The organism is Streptococcus sp. CF8-6 (genome assembly GCF_024295845.1).
GTDB lineage: Bacteria > Bacillota > Bacilli > Lactobacillales > Streptococcaceae > Streptococcus > Streptococcus oralis_BO.
In genome coordinates this window covers 70,915-86,730 of sequence record NZ_JANCOF010000003.1, presented here as the reverse complement: position 1 = coordinate 86,730, position 15,816 = coordinate 70,915, and the positions used below count along the sequence as shown (strand labels likewise).

The following is a 15,816-nucleotide window of genomic DNA, read 5'->3' as shown; positions in this document are numbered from 1 at the left end:
GAGAGGTTAACAATGAAAAAACTAGCAGCCCTTCTTTTACTATCCACTGTAGCCCTTGCTGGATGTACTAGTATCCAACGTGGTCTCCGTGGTGATGAATATGTCGACTCCAGCATCTCTGCTGAAGAAAGCTCAAAAGCAGCTGCTCAGGCTGCCAAAGATTTGAATGACGCTTTAACCAATGAAAATGCCAACTTCCCTCAACTTTCTAAAGAAGTTGCTGAAGATGAAGCCGAGGTCATTTTACACACAAATCAAGGCGATATCCGCATCAAACTCTTTCCAAAACTAGCACCTCTAGCAGTTGAAAACTTTCTCACTCATGCCAAAGAAGGCTACTATAACGGCATCACCTTCCACCGTGTCATCGATGGCTTTATGGTCCAAACTGGAGATCCTAAAGGAGACGGTACAGGTGGCCAATCCATCTGGCATGATAAGGATAAAACAAAGGACAAAGGAACTGGTTTCAAAAATGAAATCTCTCCTTACCTATACAATATCCGCGGAGCCCTTGCTATGGCTAACACTGGTCAACCAAACACCAACGGTAGCCAGTTCTTCATCAACCAAAACTCAACAGATATTTCAGCTAAACTCCCTACTAGCAAGTATCCAAAGAAAATCATCGAAGCCTATAAAGAAGGTGGAAATCCAAGTCTAGACGGCAAACACCCTGTCTTTGGTCAAGTCATCGATGGCATGGACGTTGTTGACAAGATTGCCAAAGCTGAAAAAGATGAGAAAGACAAACCAACGTCTGCTATCACCATTGATAGTATCGAAGTGGTGAAAGACTACGACTTCAGTAAAAAATAAGCCATCAACAGATAAGGAGACGATGACATGATTTTATTTTAGGGTTCTAAAGGTTATCAGAAAGATTTGGGACATACGCAAACAGCGATCGAATGTGGTCACTGTAACAATGTCGACACTTGGGAGATCGTAGAAACTGGGCGCAAGTTCACCCTTTACTGGATTCCACTTTTTCCTTATGGTAAAAGTTACTTCGTTTCTTGTCCGATTTGCCACTACGGTAAAGAAATTGAGAAATCTGAAGTTGAAAACTATTTAAATTACTAGTCAAAAAAGCCAAGTCATTTCGACTTGGCTTTTTTAGCGCTTTTAAGTTAGCTTGTTAAAATCCCAGATTTGGTCCATCCAGCCTTCATAAAAGTCTGGTTCGTGGCAAACCATAAGAATCGATCCCTTGTATTCTTTGAGAGCGCGTTTGAGTTCATCCTTGGCATCTACATCCAAGTGGTTGGTCGGCTCGTCCAGCACTAAAACGTTGTTTTCACGGTTCATCAAGAGACAGAAGCGTACCTTGGCTTGTTCTCCACCTGATAAGACCTGAATTTGGCTTTCGATGTGCTTAGTTGTCAAGCCACAACGAGCAAGGGCTGCACGGACTTCTGCTTGGTTAAGGGCAGGAAAGGCATTCCAGACGGCCTCTAGTGGTGTTTGACGATTGCCACCTTCTACTTCCTGTTCAAAGTAACCAAGTTCTAGATAGTCACCGCGTTCAACTTCCCCAGCGATTGGTGGAATAATGCCCAAGAGAGACTTCAAGAGAGTTGTTTTCCCGATACCATTTGCCCCGATAATGGCAACCTTTTGATTGCGTTCAAAAGTAAGGTTTAAAGGCTTGGTAAGAGGACGGTCATAACCAATCTGCAAGTCCTTGGCTTGGAATATAAAGCGCCCTGGCGTACGAGCTGGTTTGAAATCAAAGGATGGTTTTGGCTTCTCACTTTGCAGTTCGATAATATCCATCTTATCCAATTTCTTTTGACGGGACATGGCCATATTTCGTGTTGCAACACGCGCTTTGTTTCGAGCCACGAAATCCTTGAGGTCCGCTATCTCTTTCTGCTGACGTTCATAGGCCGCTTCCAACTGAGATTTCTTCATAGCATAGACTTCTTGGAACTGGTAGTAGTCACCAGAGTAACGCGTCAACTGTTGATTTTCCACATGATAGACGATATTGATTACGTCGTTGAGGAAAGGAATATCATGTGAAATAAGGACAAAGGCATTCTCATAGTTTTGGAGATAGCGTTTGAGCCAGTCAATGTGTTCAGCATCCAAGTAGTTAGTTGGCTCGTCAAGCAACAAAATATCCGGTTTTTCAAGGAGGAGTTTAGCCAAAAGCACCTTGGTTCTTTGTCCACCTGATAAGGCAGTTACATCCGTATCCATGCCAAAGTCCATGACACCAAGAGCACGCGCTACTTCATCAATCTTAGCATCCAAAGTATAGAAATCACGACTCTCCAAACGGTCTTGGAGTTCTCCTACTTCTTCCATCAGCGCATCAATATCTGCTCCGTCCTCTGCCATTTCCATATAGAGGTCATTGATACGAGCTTCTGCTTTAAATAGCTCATCAAAGGCTGTCCGCAACACATCACGCACGGTTTGACCTTCCTTTAGCACAGCGTGCTGATCCAGATAGCCAGCAGTCACATATTTTGACCACTCCACCTTCCCTTCATCTGGTAACATCTTACCAGTCACAATGCTCATAAAGGTTGATTTCCCTTCACCATTGGCACCGACAAGACCGATGTGCTCTCCCTTTAGGAGACGGAAGGACACATCTTCAAAAATTGCACGGTCACCAAAACCGTGACTTAAATTTTTAACTTCTAAAATACTCATTCTAATTCCTTATCTTATTTTTATGCAGTCCTTTATAGAGAACCCAAGCCAGATAGCCTCCCAGGGTATTGGTCCACAAATCATCAATCTCAAAGACTCGATTAAAGTCGAATAAAAAATCTAAAACTAGTTGCGTACACTCAATTCCTAGACTCAGTAGAAAACTGAGAAGGATGATTTTTTTCGTTTGCCGTAAATTTGGACAGAGATAGATCAGTTGAAAGACCAGAGGGAAGAGTAAGAAGACATTTAAAATATTCTGCAAAAAGATCCAAAGGACTTGCCCCAAACTGGTCACCTCACCTAGATTCCAAAGGGAGTTTAAGGGAGTTAAAAGAAAAACCAGGCGTCCAAAAGTTTGAATACCTGGAGTTTCCACTCCTGTAGGAAGTTGAGGTTGGGGAGTAAAGCAAAAACAAACAATGCAAAGGCTATAAACAACCACTCCCAATCTCAAGATTAATTCTCTTTTTTTAGTCATTTTATGGATTTACCGCTGCGACTGCCTTCTGGCGGTCACGTTTCATTGTATTGGAGCGCAATTGTCCACAAGCTGCATCAATATCTGTACCATGCTCTTGACGGACAACACAGTTGACCCCTTTTTTCTTGAGAGTATCGTAGAAGGCCATCACGCGCTCTTTAGGACTACGGCTATATTGGTCATGCTCACTAACAGGGTTATAAGGAATCAAGTTTACATAAGACAATTTCTTGATGTTCTTGAGCAATTCAGCCAATTCCAAGGCTTGTTCTACACCATCATTGACTTCATTGAGCATGATATATTCAAAGGTTACACGACGATTAGTTGTTTCGATATAGTACTCAATAGCTGCGAAAAGCTTTTCAATCGGAAAGGCACGATTAATTTTCATGATGCTTGAGCGCAATTCATTATTGGGTGCGTGAAGGGAAACAGCCAGATTGACCTGTACGCCTTCATTAGCAAAGTCACGAATTTTATGGGCCAAACCTGAGGTTGAAACAGTGATGTGACGAGCACCGATTGCCATCCCCTTGTCATCATTGATGGTACGGACAAAATTCAAAACATTGTTGTAATTATCAAATGGTTCACCAATTCCCATAACAACGATATGGCTGACACGTTCATCCTGACCACGTTCGTCAAAGTATTTCTGAACTAGCATGATCTGTGCTACGATTTCCCCGTTATTGAGGTCACGTTGCTTCTTGATCAAGCCTGATGCACAGAAGGTACAACCAATATTACAGCCAACCTGAGTGGTCACACAGACTGACAAACCGTAGTGTTGACGCATGAGTACTGTCTCAATCAACATGCCATCTGGCAACTCGAAAAGATACTTAACAGTACCATCAGCAGACTCTTGTACAATCCGCTGTTTCAATGGATTGACCACAAACTGGTCATTAAGCTTGGCAATCAAATCCTTGGAAAGGTTGGTCATTTCTTCAAATGACTGGACACGTTTACGATAGAGCCATTCCCAGATTTGATCTGCACGGAATTTCTTTTCTCCCTGTTCTAATACCCATTCTTGCATGGTTTGACGTGTTAAACTATAAATAGACGGTTTCATCTCTTCTCCTTATTCTCTATCTATTTCTGACGAATGACAAAATGGCGCTGTCCCTTGTCCTCTTTCTGAGACTTTTGGTCCTTAAGACGACGTCTATTTCGCTTATCCGTATTTGGTTTTCTCTTGTTTTGCGAAGGTTTCTTGCCTCTTCTAGGAAGGTTTTCCTCTTCCTTTTTACGCATTTTCTTGTCAAATGAAGCCCGTTTCGGTGCTTGATTTTCTAGGACAAAATAAGCACAACCATAACTACAGTACTCCAAAAGATAGTCCTGTAAGCGACTGATCTTTTCAATTTTTTCCTCTGTTCGGTCGTCTTTGTAAAAGCCACGTAGACGGAGCTGTTCATTGCTCCAGTCCCCCACGACATAATCAAACTTGGTCAACACTTCTGAGAAGCGTTGATTAAAGACCGTCACATCGAAAGCATCCTTGATATTTTCAACCAAGGTAAAAGCAATCCCTTCAGTCTCAACCTTATCCCCATTCACATGAAATTCTGGGCCAGGAAACTTGTTATAGTTGTATAATTCAGGTGCAATTTCTTTACGCATAATCTTCCTTTTCCACGATTACTTAACACTCTATTTTACCATAATTTCTAGCAGTTAGCACGTTTCTCATAAAAAAGAAAAAAGTCTGACGATTTTGTCAGACTTCTGCCATATAAAGCAAAAAGAGAAGAATGACTCTTCCCTTCCTATTCATTATTTCGCTGCTGCGTAAAGCTCATCTACTTTGTTCCAGTTAATGACTGAGAAGAAAGCTTTGATGTAGTCAAGACGCACGTTGCGGTATTTCACGTAGTAAGCATGTTCCCAAACATCCAAGCCCAAGATTGGTTTTTTACCTTCTGAGATTGGAGTATCTTGGTTTGCGGTTGAAGTTACTTCAAGCTTCCCTTCTTTGTTGACAACCAACCATGCCCATCCAGAGCCGAAACGAGTTGTTGCTGCTGCAGTGAAGGCTGCTTGGAACTCTTCAAATGAACCAAATGTTGCATCGATTGCTGCTGCAAGTTCTGCTGATGGAGCTGTTTTCTCAGGAGTCATCAATTCCCAGAAAAGAGCGTGGTTCAAGTGTCCACCACCGTTATTGATAAGCGCTTGACGGATATCAGCTGGGATAGAGTCTACATCAGCAAGCAAAGCTTCAAGGTCTTCACCGATTTCTGGGTGTTTTTCAAGAGCTGCATTAGCATTGTTGACATAAGTTTGGTGGTGTTTGTCATGGTGCAAGTGCATTGTTTCTGCATCGATGTATGGTTCCAAAGCGTCATATGCGTATGGAAGGTCTGGTAAGATAATAGCCATCTGTAATACCTCTTTTTCTTTCTATATGAAAATGATAACGCAATCATCCTCTTTTTTCAAGTTTTTTGCTCAATTTGCTTCTGCCGCAATCTGCAAAAGTGCCTTTTCAAACAGATACCCTTTTTCATAGACACCTGTCTTAATCTGGTAGTCTGTTTCGATCAGATAAGAAATCGCTCGCTTGAGAAAGGTCAAGGAAATCCCTCTCGAATCTCTCAATGCGAACTTGATTTGATAAGGATTTGGATTGCGTCCCAAATAAGTCCCCAAACTGCTTGCGATCTGCGATTCTGTCTGACCAGCTTCTGATAAAATCTTCACTTGGGTAAAGGTACGAAACTGTCCTAACATGACAGCTATGAGCTTGATTTCATCCTCCCCTTGCAAGGTCAAATCTCTAACCAGGTCACGGGCCTGGTCAATCTTCTTAGCTAAAATAAACTGAGTCAAATCAAAAATATTGTCCTGCAAGGTCTTTGGAATAGCCTCGACAATGTCCTTCTCCTCAATCACACCGTCTGACTTATAAGACTGTAAAAAGAGGAGATTTTTCTGGATTTCACTAAATTGGAAACCAGATTTGATAAGTAGATTTTCAAAGGATTGCCCCACAAACTGCAAACCTTGTGTCTGACTCCATTTTTGGAAATACTGGCGCAGTTCTTGTTCCTTGGGTTCAATAGCGTCAAAAACAGTCGCATCACGTTTGAGCAGTTTGGCCAGCCTTCTTTTGCTATCCAGTTTTCCTTCAGCAAATATCAATAACTTGGTTGTTGGCGAAGGATTATCAAGGTATTCCTCAAATGACTTTAGCTCATCATCTGCTAAAAATCGTTTCTTGACTGTTGTGATATCGACAAAATGGTCTAATATCACGATTTTCTCATCCGCAAAGAAAGGGAGACTGACCAGCTCCAACTCTAAGTCTTTATAAGCTACTTCTTTCATATCAAAGTAAGCAAAGTTGAGATCAGCTGGATCATAACCAATCTGTTTCAACACTTGACTCTTCATAACTTCAAACTGACCCTGGTCTGTCCCTGTAAATAGATTCAAGCTAGGTAGATTTGATAAAGTCAACTTCTGACTGTCTTCAATAGCTAGCATCTTCTCTCCTTTCTTCTGATTTTTTAGTAACTTTAATCAATGTAGCGCAATTTCCCACGGAAATCTTCTAGACTCTCATACCCTTTTTCCGCCATGATTGCTTTTAGTTCATTGGTAATGCGTTCAAAAGCACCGACACCTTCCTTGTGGAGCGTCGTTCCTACTTGCACCATACTAGCACCGCAGAGGATGTGTTCAAAGGCATCACGACCCGTTAGAACGCCACCCGTTCCAATGATTTGGATTTGAGGATTGAGACGTTGATAGAAGGCATGAACATTCGCTAGAGCTGTTGGCTTGATGTATTCTCCACCAATCCCACCAAATCCATTTTTGGGACGAATCACGACAGACTCATCTTCAATATAGAGACCATTTCCGATAGAATTAACACAGTTAACAAACTTGAGTGGATATTTGTTGAAAATAGCTGCAGCTTGGTCAAAGTGAACAATATCAAAATAAGGTGGCAATTTGATCCCAAGAGGTTTGGTAAAGTAGGCAAATACCTCTGACAAGATACGGTCTGTTGTCTCAAAATCATAGGCAATCTGAGGTTTTCCTGGAACGTTTGGACAAGAGAGATTGAGCTCTATAAGTCCTTTGAATTCACTCTCTTGCACTTTTTTCAAGATGGTATGTGTTTCTTCTGGAGACATGCCGACTAAAGATAGGAAGAAAGTACGGTTTGGCTCTTTTTCCTGCAAGTCCAAAAGATAGTCTAGATAGTAGTCTAAGCCATTATTTGGCAAGCCCATAGAGTTGATAGAACCAAGCGGAACATCCTGGTATCGTGGTTCAGGATTTCCCTGACGAAAGTCCAAGGTCGCTGTCTTTGTGACAAAAGTACCCGCTGCTGAGTTTTTGACTCCTTCAAGTTCCTCTATCGTCATACAAGCCACACCCGCTGCATTCATCAAGCAATTGGCAAACTCAAAGCCAGCTATTTGTGTTTTCGTTGATACCATGATTCTGATCCTCCAGATTCCTTTTATTTCTAATATTATACCATACTTTAAGATTTTCTCTTTGAGAAACTAATTTCTATATAAAACGTTCGGTTTTGTAAATTGAAAGAATTTTTAGAAAATTTCTGTTTTTTTCTTTACACTCAAAAAAAATTCTGCTATAATGGCTCATGTAATAAAATATAACAACAAAAAGGAGAACGATATGACATCTGCTAAAGACTATATCCAAAGCGTGTTTGCAACTGTGAAAGCTCGTAACGGGCATGAGGCTGAATTTCTCCAGGCGGTTGAAGAATTCTTCAGCACTTTGGAGCCTGTATTTGAAAAACATCCTGAGTATATCGAAGAAAACATCTTGGCACGCATCACTGAGCCTGAGCGCGTGATTTCTTTCCGTGTTCCTTGGGTTGACCGTGATGGAAAAGTCCAAGTGAACCGTGGTTACCGTGTTCAATTTAACTCAGCTGTTGGACCATATAAAGGCGGACTTCGTTTCCACCCAACTGTAAACCAAGGGATCTTGAAATTCCTCGGCTTCGAACAAATCTTTAAAAACGTTTTGACTGGACTTCCAATCGGTGGAGGTAAAGGTGGATCAGACTTCGATCCTAAAGGAAAGACTGACGCTGAAGTGATGCGCTTCTGCCAAAGCTTTATGACAGAATTGCAAAAATACATCGGACCATCTCTTGACGTACCTGCTGGTGATATCGGTGTTGGTGGACGTGAAATTGGTTACCTTTACGGACAATACAAACGCCTTAACCAATTTGATGCGGGTGTCTTGACTGGTAAACCTCTTGGATTTGGTGGTAGCTTGATTCGTCCTGAAGCAACTGGTTATGGTTTGGTTTACTATACCGAAGAAATGCTCAAAGCTAACGGTAACAGTTTTGCTGGTAAGAAAGTGGTTATTTCAGGTTCTGGTAACGTAGCTCAATACGCTCTTCAAAAAGCGACTGAACTCGGCGCTACTGTTATCTCTGTATCTGACTCAAACGGTTATGTCATCGACGAAAATGGTATTGACTTCGATCTTTTGGTTGATGTTAAAGAAAAACGCCGTGCTCGTTTGACTGAGTACGCAGCTGAGAAAGCAACTGCTACTTACCATGAAGGTTCTGTATGGACTTACGTTGGAAACTACGACATCGCTCTTCCATGTGCGACTCAAAACGAAATCAACGGTGAAGCAGCTAAACGTTTGGTTGCTCAAGGCGTTATCTGTGTATCTGAAGGTGCTAACATGCCTAGTGACCTTGATGCGATTAAAGTCTACAAAGAAAACGGAATCCTTTACGGACCTGCCAAAGCTGCCAACGCTGGTGGTGTAGCTGTATCAGCGCTTGAAATGAGCCAAAACAGCCTTCGCCTTTCATGGACTCGTGAAGAAGTTGATGGACGCCTCAAAGACATCATGACCAACATCTTCAACACAGCTAAAACAACTGCTGAAACATACGGACTTGGTACCGACTACCTTGCAGGAGCAAATATCGCTGCCTTCGAAAACGTAGCAAACGCTATGATTGCACAAGGTATTGTTTAATTAGTCAATACATCTTATCGGAGGACAAATGATGAACTTACGGCCAATGGAAGTGAGAGACAATTCAGCTGTAGCGCAGCTCATTCGAACTAGCCTAGAAGAATTCGGGCTTGACAAACCAGGAACTGTCTACTTTGATTCTCATCTAGATCATTTGGCCGACTATTATCAACATCAAGAGAGAGCAGCTTACTTTGTTCTGGAAGATGAAGGTCAGCTGGTTGGCTGTGGTGGCTTTTCACCTGTGTCTGATAGGATTGCTGAATTACAAAAACTGTATGTCACTAAAAACAGTCGTGGCAAAGGTTATTCTAGCCGTTTGATAAAGCGGATATTCCAGGAAACCCGCCTAGCTGGTTATGAACAGCTTTATCTAGAAACCTCTACTGAACTGGCTACGGCTGTGGCCATCTATCAACACTATGGTTTCACATCACTGCAACAACCACTTTCTAACGCCGCTGGCCATCCTGCTATGAATATCTGGATGATAAAGTCTCTCTTATCAGATGAATAGATGTCAGTATACTCTGGTCGTCTCGAGGACATCAGTATCAAGATCCTCAGCACAGCTAAAACAACTTTTAAAAATGTAGCCAAGGCTATGATAGTTAAGGTATTGTTTCAATCCTCAATCATTATGATTGGGGATTTTTTATGTTGGTTTCAAAAAAGCTCACTATTTAAAATAGTAAGCTTAAAAATCAAGATTTATTTTACTTCTACTAAGGCAGAAGACAGGCATTCAACTATTTCATTTACTGCTTCATCTATGTCTAGGTTCTCATTATCATTCAACATCATTGGAAGAGCATAAGAAAGACTCAAGGCTAAAATATAACGAACGATTCTTTCATTTGACCAATCTCGGATAACACCATTTTCTTTAAACTGATTCAGAACTGGACTAATTGGCTTAATGATAGAGTGAACAATAACATTCCCTAACTGATTAGAAATAGTTTTATCAATAAAAGAACGACTCAAGAGAATTTTAACTTGCATGTGATTCTCCTGAATGAAAACTAGTCTATCTCGAACAATGCTTCTCAAAAACACTGGAAAACTCTCTTGGTTTGCTGTAAATTTCTTCTCAGAAAAATCAGCAATCATATCTGGAATAACTTGTTCGAGAAAAGTTGACAGAATAGCTTCTAAGATGCCTTCCTTGGTTTTAAAGTAACTAAAAACAGTCCCTTCTGAAACTCTAGCCACCTTGGCAATAAGGCTTGCTGTTGTATTCTCAAAGCCAATTTCTGAAAATAGCTTTAGACTTGATAATAATACTTGACGTTGTTTTAAACTCAAGTTACTATTTTCTAATGTCTGAGCATACTTTTGTTCTAAACTTTCCATTGCTGGTACCTCTCTGCTACTCTCTTACTTTTACAACTTTCTTACCTCGAGTGTGTCCCGACTTCAGACTACGATATGCCTCTCTAACTGACTTTAGAGAAAAATCATAAACCTGATCAATATTCAGCCGAACCTTCCCATCTGAGACCATTTCCGCTAGAGTGTTCAAATCATCATATGTCGAATGTCTCGGACCCGTGAACTGAGCTCCTCTTATCATAACATATGGTGAAGGAACTAGCGTTCCAATAGCCGTACCCTTCAATCCCAAACTGAAAGCCAACTTAACATAATCACTTCCATAGCAATCCAAGAATTTTGTAATTGGCTTTGGACTTGCTGATAGAAGAGCATTCTGGATGTTCTCTTCGTAAGCAACTGGTATGGCACCTAAAGACTTCAGATATTCTGAATTTTTCTTACTAGCAATTCCAATAACTGTCGCACCTTTAGCAACTGCATACTGTACTGCAATACTTCCAATACCACCTGTCGCCGCTGAAATAACTACAACATCTTTAGGATTTAAGTTGATTCTTCTAAAAGCACCACCCACTGTTAGGGAAGCCACTCCCATAGTAGCAGCATGGTTCATATCAATCATCTCTGGTTTTAGTCCGATTTCCGATTCATTGACACAAATTTCTGTTGCCAAAGCTCCCCTCTTGGTCCCCAATCCAGGGTCACTGATCATTGTTCCAAAAACCTTGTCCCCTACTGCAAACCGACTTACTCCTTCACCAATTTCTGTGATAACTCCAGCAAAATCCCGACCAACACCTCTTGGAAAGAGAGATGATTTTGACTCAAACCAACGACTTGGCTTCCTTAGTTTCGTCATAAAAGATAGAAAACGAAGTGGCTTTGCCCCCTCAAAAGTCTTATAATCAATAGGATTTAAACCAACTGCATAAACTTCTACCCTAACTTGATTCACTTCCAAAACATCAGATTTAATGTTCACCAAATCTAGCACTTCTTCATCACCGAAACGACTATACTGTATTGCTTGAACAACCATTTCATGAACTCCTTTGTTTATCTATATATTGAGTGAGCACTCAATCATTTTTCTCTGATTATACGCTTATTCTTCATAGATGTCAACTATACCGTTCCACAACTTCTAACTAAGTTAGCTGTTCATGATAAAAATAGATCTAGTTTTCCTTATGAAAGACTATCAAACTATATCTCAAAGAAATCCGACTGCTTATCAAAGCAGTCGGATTTTTATATATCTAACTTTTCAAAAAATTTGCCTGTCGCTTGCTTTTCTTTTAGCTTCTCAAGCAGCTCATCCTCTAGAAAAGGACTCAGGTCGTCAAAATCTTGACAAACCTTAAAGACAGTTTCTCTGTCCAACTGGCCATAAGTTAGTTCATAATAGTCCTTCTTATGTTGCCAGTTCTGGTCATAATTGATATCTTTCCGTTGATAGTAAACGATGTTTTGCTTCGGTGTCAGGAAAAGCTTCTGCGTCAGAATACTTTTCTGATCTTTGGACAGCTTGCTGCGACTGAAAATCTTAACCCCTTGAAAAATCTTGTGCTCATGGATACCTTGATTTGTGACTTTCAATTCGACCTTTTTATAGTGCATATAATCACCTCCAGAAATTACCTACATTATATCAGGTTCTGGCAGATTTTCAAGCAAAAATATGTCATTGCCAAAAGTCTTTTGTCGCCTCTAAAATCTCTTCTGTCGGTGTTACTGTCGCTTCAATAATGCTCTTGCCAGTCTTTTTCAGATAGGCTTGTATCAGATGATAACCATAAGCATAGCCCGCAGCATAAGGCATTCCAACCGGTATTTGACCTTGAATCTCAGCCATTTCATCACCATAAAGATAAGGAGCCATTTCCGCCATCCCCGTTAGCTGAAGTTGACTTGAGATAATGGGCTTAATCTCTTCTAACTGCTCTGGACTGGTTGAAGTGACCCAGGGTCCGATGAGATCTTTGCCATAGAGCTCAGCAGCAAAAGACTCTGCCAATCCTTCACTGACTACCCAGTCTGCTAGTGTCGTCTGCTGGTTCCATTTGATAAATTGGAATCGGACATTATGATTGCACTCGTGGGCCAGCGCCGCTTGCACACGTGGCAAAGTATAGTCATTCGGTAGCAGACTAAGCATGAGGTAACCTGGAATTCCACCATCTCCGCTGTAACCCTTATTGAGCCGTAGCATAGGTTTTTCTGGATTACCCAATAAAATAGTAAAATTGTAATCCTCAACCTCTAAGTCATAGCCAGCCTGCTCAAAAAGACCAATACTCCTCTTGATAGTATCCTGACAGTCTTGCCAGAGTTGATCAGAGCTCAGAGCGTCGATAGCTGGTCTATCCTTTTCTGATAGAGTGCCGGGTAGCTGATTCATAAAACCAAGCAGGAACAGAGCATCAAATCCTCCGGGATACTTCGCTTTCAGAGGAATGTGTTGAGTTTGATATTTTGTTGCAAAAGGTGCTAAAATCTTAGCTCGAAAGCAACCTTCTCTCTTTTCTAAAGGAAGCTCGAGCATCTCTTGGTAAACTTTATCTGAACGAATCATATTGATTTGCATAATAATCTCCTTTCTTATCTATCATTAGTATACTCCCTCCCCTAAGGTCAGAGTCAAGAAGAAAATTGAAATTATATCAAGATTCTAGTAACTGTTAGTAAAAAAACTAGAACTTTCGTATCAGACCATAATTTCAAGTAGGTTTACCCATTTTAAATCGTAACAGAAAAAACCGCTACTCATAAGAATAGCGGTTTAATCATGTTTTTAAGCTACTAATGTAGTTGCTCTATTATTTAAGAGTAACTGAAGCTCCAGCTTCTTCCAATTTAGCTTTGATTTCTTCAGCTTCAGCAGTTGGAACGCCTTCTTTGATGACACCTGGTGCACCATCAACAAGTTCTTTAGCTTCTTTAAGTCCAAGACCAGTGATTTCACGTACAACTTTGATAACGCCAACTTTTTTGTCACCAGCAGCTGTCAACTCAACGTCAAATGAGTCTTTAGCGGCACCAGCGTCAGCAGCACCAGCTGCAGCAACAGCTACAGGAGCAGCTGCAGTTACACCAAATTCTTCTTCGATAGCTTTTACAAGGTCGTTCAATTCAAGGATTGAAGCTTCTTTAATTTCAGCAATAATGTTTTCAATGTTCAATGCCATTGTTATTTCCTCCAAATAAGTTTTTAATTTTATAATAGTTTTTTCGTAGCTAAGCTACGCTGCGTAGCTTACGATTAAGCTGCGTCTTCTTTGTTGTCTGCAACCGCTTTGACTGCAAGAGCAACGTTGCGCACTGGCGCTTGAAGTACAGAAAGGAGCATAGAAAGAAGTCCTTCGCGGTTTGGAAGAGTTGCAAGAGCAACGATTTCTTCTTTAGATGCGACAGCGCCTTCGATTGCACCACCTTTGATTTCAAGTGCTTCAGCGTTTTTAGCAAAGTCGTTCAAGATTTTCGCTGGTGCGATAACATCTTCGTTAGAAAATGCTACTGCAGATGGTCCAACAAATACTGATGCAAGATCTTCAAGACCAGCTTTTTCAGCTGCACGACGCAAGATTGAGTTTTTAATGACTTTATACTCAACTTCGCTTCCACGAAGCTCACGACGAAGAACTGTATCTTGCTCAACTGTCAAACCACGAGCGTCTACAACGACGATAGATGCAGCAACTTTCATTTTTTCAGCTACTACGTCAACTAGTTCCGCTTTTTTAGCAATAATTGCTTCACTCATTAGTGTGTTCACCTCCGTAATTATTTTGCTTGGGGAATTTTTCCAAAAGAAAAACGCGCCCAAACCTAGACACGAAAGTACAATACGCTTCTTTTTACATGATACGTTTTGTCCTCGGTAGGATCTTTATGAGTCAAGCTCCCCTACTGTCTTAGGCAGTTTTTTCAAACCGTATATAAGTATAGCATAGACAAAAAAAGAATGCAAGATTTTTGCAAACTTTTTTTAAATTTTTTTAAATCTCTACTGTCAAAACTTTGCCTTGCTTAACCACCTGTTCACCTGCAATATAGACATCATCAACATCACTGGATTTGACAGCATAAACCAGGTGAGAGAGCATATTTTCCTGAGGTTGAAGATGGATTTTTCCTTGTGGTTGAATGGCCAGAAAATCCGCTTGCTTGCCAACTTCTAGGCTTCCTATCTGCTTTTCCATTCCTAGAACCTTAGCTCCTTCGATTGTCAGTGCCTTAAGGGCTGTTGCGATAGGAAATTGGCTGGCATCTCCACTTTTCATCTTCTGAAGGAGGGCTGCGGTCCGTCCTTCCTCAAACATATCTAGATTGTTATTGGAAGCAACCGAGTCTGTCGCAATTCCCACTGCCACTCCTGCTTTTTGCAGTTGGATGATTGGAGCGATTCCTGAGGCCAGTTTTAGATTACTGATAGGATTGTGGGCGATGGACACTTGAGAGGTTGCCAAGCGTTCAATTTCTCGCTCGTTTAATTCGACCCCATGAGCAAAAACAGACGGATGATCTAAGTAACCTAGTTCTTCTAGAAAGGCAAGGGGACGTTTGCCATAACGTTTCAGGATAATTCCTGATTCCTCCTTGGTCTCCGCCACATGGATATGGATAGGAATGTCCAGCTCTTTTGCTATTTCTAAGCTTTCTTCTAGTAAATCTTTACTACAACTGTAGGGAGAATGGGGAGCTACCATAACCTTGAAATTTGGATTTTCATATCCTAAGATTTCCTCTATGATGGCACGTGTCCTGCTTATGGTCTCAGCAGTTGTTTCTGCCTCTGAAGAAAAGAGGGTCGGTGAGAAGTAACAACGCATCTTAGATGCCTTGACTGCCTGATAAATTCTCTCAATATCTACACCATTGGGATTATACATATCGTTGAAGGTTGTTGTTCCTGACTGGAGCATCTCTGTCAGAGCTTCTTTGACTGCCTTGGTAGTCATGTCGGGAGTAAATCCTGCTTCTGCTGGCCAGATATAGTCATTGAGCCATTCATGGAGATTACTATCATCCCGAATCCCTCGCAAACCTGTCATAGCAGAATGGGTATGGCAATTGACCAAACCAGGCATGATCCAGGCTCCCTGATAGTCTATAATCTGCTCAGCTTGCTCTAAAATCTCTGGCTCCTCTTGACCGACATAGACGATTTGAGAGTTCTTAACGGCTAAGATACCATCCAAATAAACATGGAAATCTTGGTCACAAGTCACGATATTTACATGCTGATAGACTTTCATTATAGGCTCCTTTTCTATAAGACAATTTACAGTGAATAATTTTTC

At 41.1% G+C, this 15,816-nt stretch carries 18 protein-coding genes and 1 other annotated feature; of the genes, 4 read left to right on the top strand and 14 right to left on the bottom strand.

Annotation, left to right across the window (positions count from 1 at the left end):
- The first annotated feature begins 12 nt into the window (after positions 1 to 12).
- Both NML69_RS05560 and NML69_RS05555 read left to right on the top strand, forming a co-directional pair.
- Positions 13 to 819, top strand: coding sequence for a peptidylprolyl isomerase (locus NML69_RS05560; protein ID WP_198459486.1), 807 nt, complete (start codon positions 13 to 15; stop codon positions 817 to 819).
- 66 nt (positions 820 to 885) lie between these two features.
- Entirely contained in the window at positions 886 to 1,086 is a 201-nt protein-coding gene (locus NML69_RS05555; RefSeq protein ID WP_254725576.1) for a zinc-ribbon domain-containing protein, read from the top strand.
- 42 nt (positions 1,087 to 1,128) lie between these two features.
- Here the strand turns inward: NML69_RS05555 and NML69_RS05550 are convergent, their stop codons facing one another.
- From NML69_RS05550 to NML69_RS05520, 7 genes are all read right to left on the bottom strand, one after another.
- Positions 1,129 to 2,670, bottom strand: coding sequence for an ABC-F family ATP-binding cassette domain-containing protein (locus NML69_RS05550; protein ID WP_049500494.1), 1,542 nt, complete (start codon positions 2,668 to 2,670; stop codon positions 1,129 to 1,131).
- Position 2,671: 1 nt separating this feature from the next.
- The gene (locus NML69_RS05545) at positions 2,672 to 3,151 is read right to left on the bottom strand and encodes a VanZ family protein (RefSeq protein WP_254725575.1); all 480 of its coding nucleotides are present in this window, start codon (positions 3,149 to 3,151) and stop codon (positions 2,672 to 2,674) included.
- 1 nt (position 3,152) lies between these two features.
- Entirely contained in the window at positions 3,153 to 4,238 is a 1,086-nt protein-coding gene (gene rlmN, locus NML69_RS05540; RefSeq protein WP_000804762.1) for a 23S rRNA (adenine(2503)-C(2))-methyltransferase RlmN, read from the bottom strand.
- Between the two features lie 20 nt (positions 4,239 to 4,258).
- Complete coding sequence (locus NML69_RS05535) at positions 4,259 to 4,789, bottom strand: YutD family protein (RefSeq protein WP_001224367.1); 531 nt, start codon at positions 4,787 to 4,789, stop codon at positions 4,259 to 4,261.
- A 153-nt stretch (positions 4,790 to 4,942) separates the two neighbouring features.
- Positions 4,943 to 5,548 (bottom strand): superoxide dismutase SodA, encoded by a 606-nt coding sequence (gene sodA / locus NML69_RS05530; protein WP_254725574.1) that lies wholly within the window; start codon positions 5,546 to 5,548, stop codon positions 4,943 to 4,945.
- A 69-nt stretch (positions 5,549 to 5,617) separates the two neighbouring features.
- Complete coding sequence (holA, locus tag NML69_RS05525; protein WP_254725573.1) at positions 5,618 to 6,655, bottom strand: DNA polymerase III subunit delta; 1,038 nt, start codon at positions 6,653 to 6,655, stop codon at positions 5,618 to 5,620.
- Positions 6,656 to 6,687: 32 nt separating this feature from the next.
- On the bottom strand, positions 6,688 to 7,623 hold the full coding sequence (locus NML69_RS05520) for a dihydroorotate oxidase (protein ID WP_254725572.1): 936 nt from the start codon (positions 7,621 to 7,623) through the stop codon (positions 6,688 to 6,690).
- A gap of 205 nt (positions 7,624 to 7,828) precedes the next feature.
- Here NML69_RS05520 and gdhA point away from each other — a divergent pair, with 205 nt between their 5' ends.
- Together gdhA and NML69_RS05510 are read left to right on the top strand one after the other, a co-directional pair.
- Entirely contained in the window at positions 7,829 to 9,175 is a 1,347-nt protein-coding gene (gene gdhA, locus NML69_RS05515) for an NADP-specific glutamate dehydrogenase (protein WP_254725571.1), read from the top strand.
- Between the two features lie 31 nt (positions 9,176 to 9,206).
- Positions 9,207 to 9,692, top strand: coding sequence for a GNAT family N-acetyltransferase (locus tag NML69_RS05510; RefSeq protein WP_254725861.1), 486 nt, complete (start codon positions 9,207 to 9,209; stop codon positions 9,690 to 9,692).
- A gap of 194 nt (positions 9,693 to 9,886) precedes the next feature.
- On the opposite strand, the gene NML69_RS05505 is transcribed toward NML69_RS05510, so the two are convergent.
- From NML69_RS05505 to NML69_RS05475, 7 genes are all read right to left on the bottom strand, one after another.
- Positions 9,887 to 10,531 (bottom strand): TetR/AcrR family transcriptional regulator, encoded by a 645-nt coding sequence (locus NML69_RS05505; protein WP_254725570.1) that lies wholly within the window; start codon positions 10,529 to 10,531, stop codon positions 9,887 to 9,889.
- Between the two features lie 16 nt (positions 10,532 to 10,547).
- Positions 10,548 to 11,552, bottom strand: coding sequence for an NADP-dependent oxidoreductase (locus NML69_RS05500; RefSeq protein WP_254725569.1), 1,005 nt, complete (start codon positions 11,550 to 11,552; stop codon positions 10,548 to 10,550).
- Positions 11,553 to 11,764: 212 nt separating this feature from the next.
- Positions 11,765 to 12,133: an EXLDI protein gene (locus NML69_RS05495; protein WP_254725568.1), complete on the bottom strand. Its 369-nt coding sequence runs from the start codon at positions 12,131 to 12,133 to the stop codon at positions 11,765 to 11,767.
- 64 nt (positions 12,134 to 12,197) lie between these two features.
- Positions 12,198 to 13,100, bottom strand: a complete 903-nt coding sequence (locus NML69_RS05490) for a DUF2268 domain-containing protein (protein ID WP_254725567.1) — start codon at positions 13,098 to 13,100, stop codon at positions 12,198 to 12,200.
- A 232-nt stretch (positions 13,101 to 13,332) separates the two neighbouring features.
- Positions 13,333 to 13,701, bottom strand: coding sequence for a 50S ribosomal protein L7/L12 (rplL, locus tag NML69_RS05485; protein WP_001196964.1), 369 nt, complete (start codon positions 13,699 to 13,701; stop codon positions 13,333 to 13,335).
- A 74-nt stretch (positions 13,702 to 13,775) separates the two neighbouring features.
- The gene (gene rplJ / locus NML69_RS05480; protein ID WP_254725566.1) at positions 13,776 to 14,276 is read right to left on the bottom strand and encodes a 50S ribosomal protein L10; all 501 of its coding nucleotides are present in this window, start codon (positions 14,274 to 14,276) and stop codon (positions 13,776 to 13,778) included.
- Positions 14,277 to 14,314: 38 nt separating this feature from the next.
- Positions 14,315 to 14,450: a sequence feature (ribosomal protein L10 leader region), on the bottom strand.
- A gap of 61 nt (positions 14,451 to 14,511) precedes the next feature.
- Entirely contained in the window at positions 14,512 to 15,771 is a 1,260-nt protein-coding gene (locus NML69_RS05475) for a TRZ/ATZ family protein (RefSeq protein WP_254725565.1), read from the bottom strand.
- Positions 15,772 to 15,816 lie beyond the last annotated feature (45 nt).

Excerpts from the sequence above, each read along its gene's own strand:
- NML69_RS05500 (WP_254725569.1), bottom strand. The coding sequence starts at position 11,552 with ATGGTTGTTCAAGCAATACAGTATAGTCGTTTCGGTGATGAAGAAGTG.
- NML69_RS05475 (WP_254725565.1), bottom strand. The coding sequence starts at position 15,771 with ATGAAAGTCTATCAGCATGTAAATATCGTGACTTGTGACCAAGATTTC.
- holA (WP_254725573.1), bottom strand. The coding sequence starts at position 6,655 with ATGCTAGCTATTGAAGACAGTCAGAAGTTGACTTTATCAAATCTACCT.
- sodA (WP_254725574.1), bottom strand. The coding sequence starts at position 5,548 with ATGGCTATTATCTTACCAGACCTTCCATACGCATATGACGCTTTGGAA.
- gdhA (WP_254725571.1), top strand. The coding sequence starts at position 7,829 with ATGACATCTGCTAAAGACTATATCCAAAGCGTGTTTGCAACTGTGAAA.
- rlmN (WP_000804762.1), bottom strand. The coding sequence starts at position 4,238 with ATGAAACCGTCTATTTATAGTTTAACACGTCAAACCATGCAAGAATGG.
- NML69_RS05520 (WP_254725572.1), bottom strand. The coding sequence starts at position 7,623 with ATGGTATCAACGAAAACACAAATAGCTGGCTTTGAGTTTGCCAATTGC.
- NML69_RS05510 (WP_254725861.1), top strand. The coding sequence starts at position 9,207 with ATGAACTTACGGCCAATGGAAGTGAGAGACAATTCAGCTGTAGCGCAG.
- rplJ (WP_254725566.1), bottom strand. The coding sequence starts at position 14,276 with ATGAGTGAAGCAATTATTGCTAAAAAAGCGGAACTAGTTGACGTAGTA.
- NML69_RS05560 (WP_198459486.1), top strand. The coding sequence starts at position 13 with ATGAAAAAACTAGCAGCCCTTCTTTTACTATCCACTGTAGCCCTTGCT.
- NML69_RS05550 (WP_049500494.1), bottom strand. The coding sequence starts at position 2,670 with ATGAGTATTTTAGAAGTTAAAAATTTAAGTCACGGTTTTGGTGACCGT.
- NML69_RS05545 (WP_254725575.1), bottom strand. The coding sequence starts at position 3,151 with ATGACTAAAAAAAGAGAATTAATCTTGAGATTGGGAGTGGTTGTTTAT.
- NML69_RS05490 (WP_254725567.1), bottom strand. The coding sequence starts at position 13,100 with ATGCAAATCAATATGATTCGTTCAGATAAAGTTTACCAAGAGATGCTC.
- rplL (WP_001196964.1), bottom strand. The coding sequence starts at position 13,701 with ATGGCATTGAACATTGAAAACATTATTGCTGAAATTAAAGAAGCTTCA.
- NML69_RS05495 (WP_254725568.1), bottom strand. The coding sequence starts at position 12,133 with ATGCACTATAAAAAGGTCGAATTGAAAGTCACAAATCAAGGTATCCAT.
- NML69_RS05505 (WP_254725570.1), bottom strand. The coding sequence starts at position 10,531 with ATGGAAAGTTTAGAACAAAAGTATGCTCAGACATTAGAAAATAGTAAC.
- NML69_RS05535 (WP_001224367.1), bottom strand. The coding sequence starts at position 4,789 with ATGCGTAAAGAAATTGCACCTGAATTATACAACTATAACAAGTTTCCT.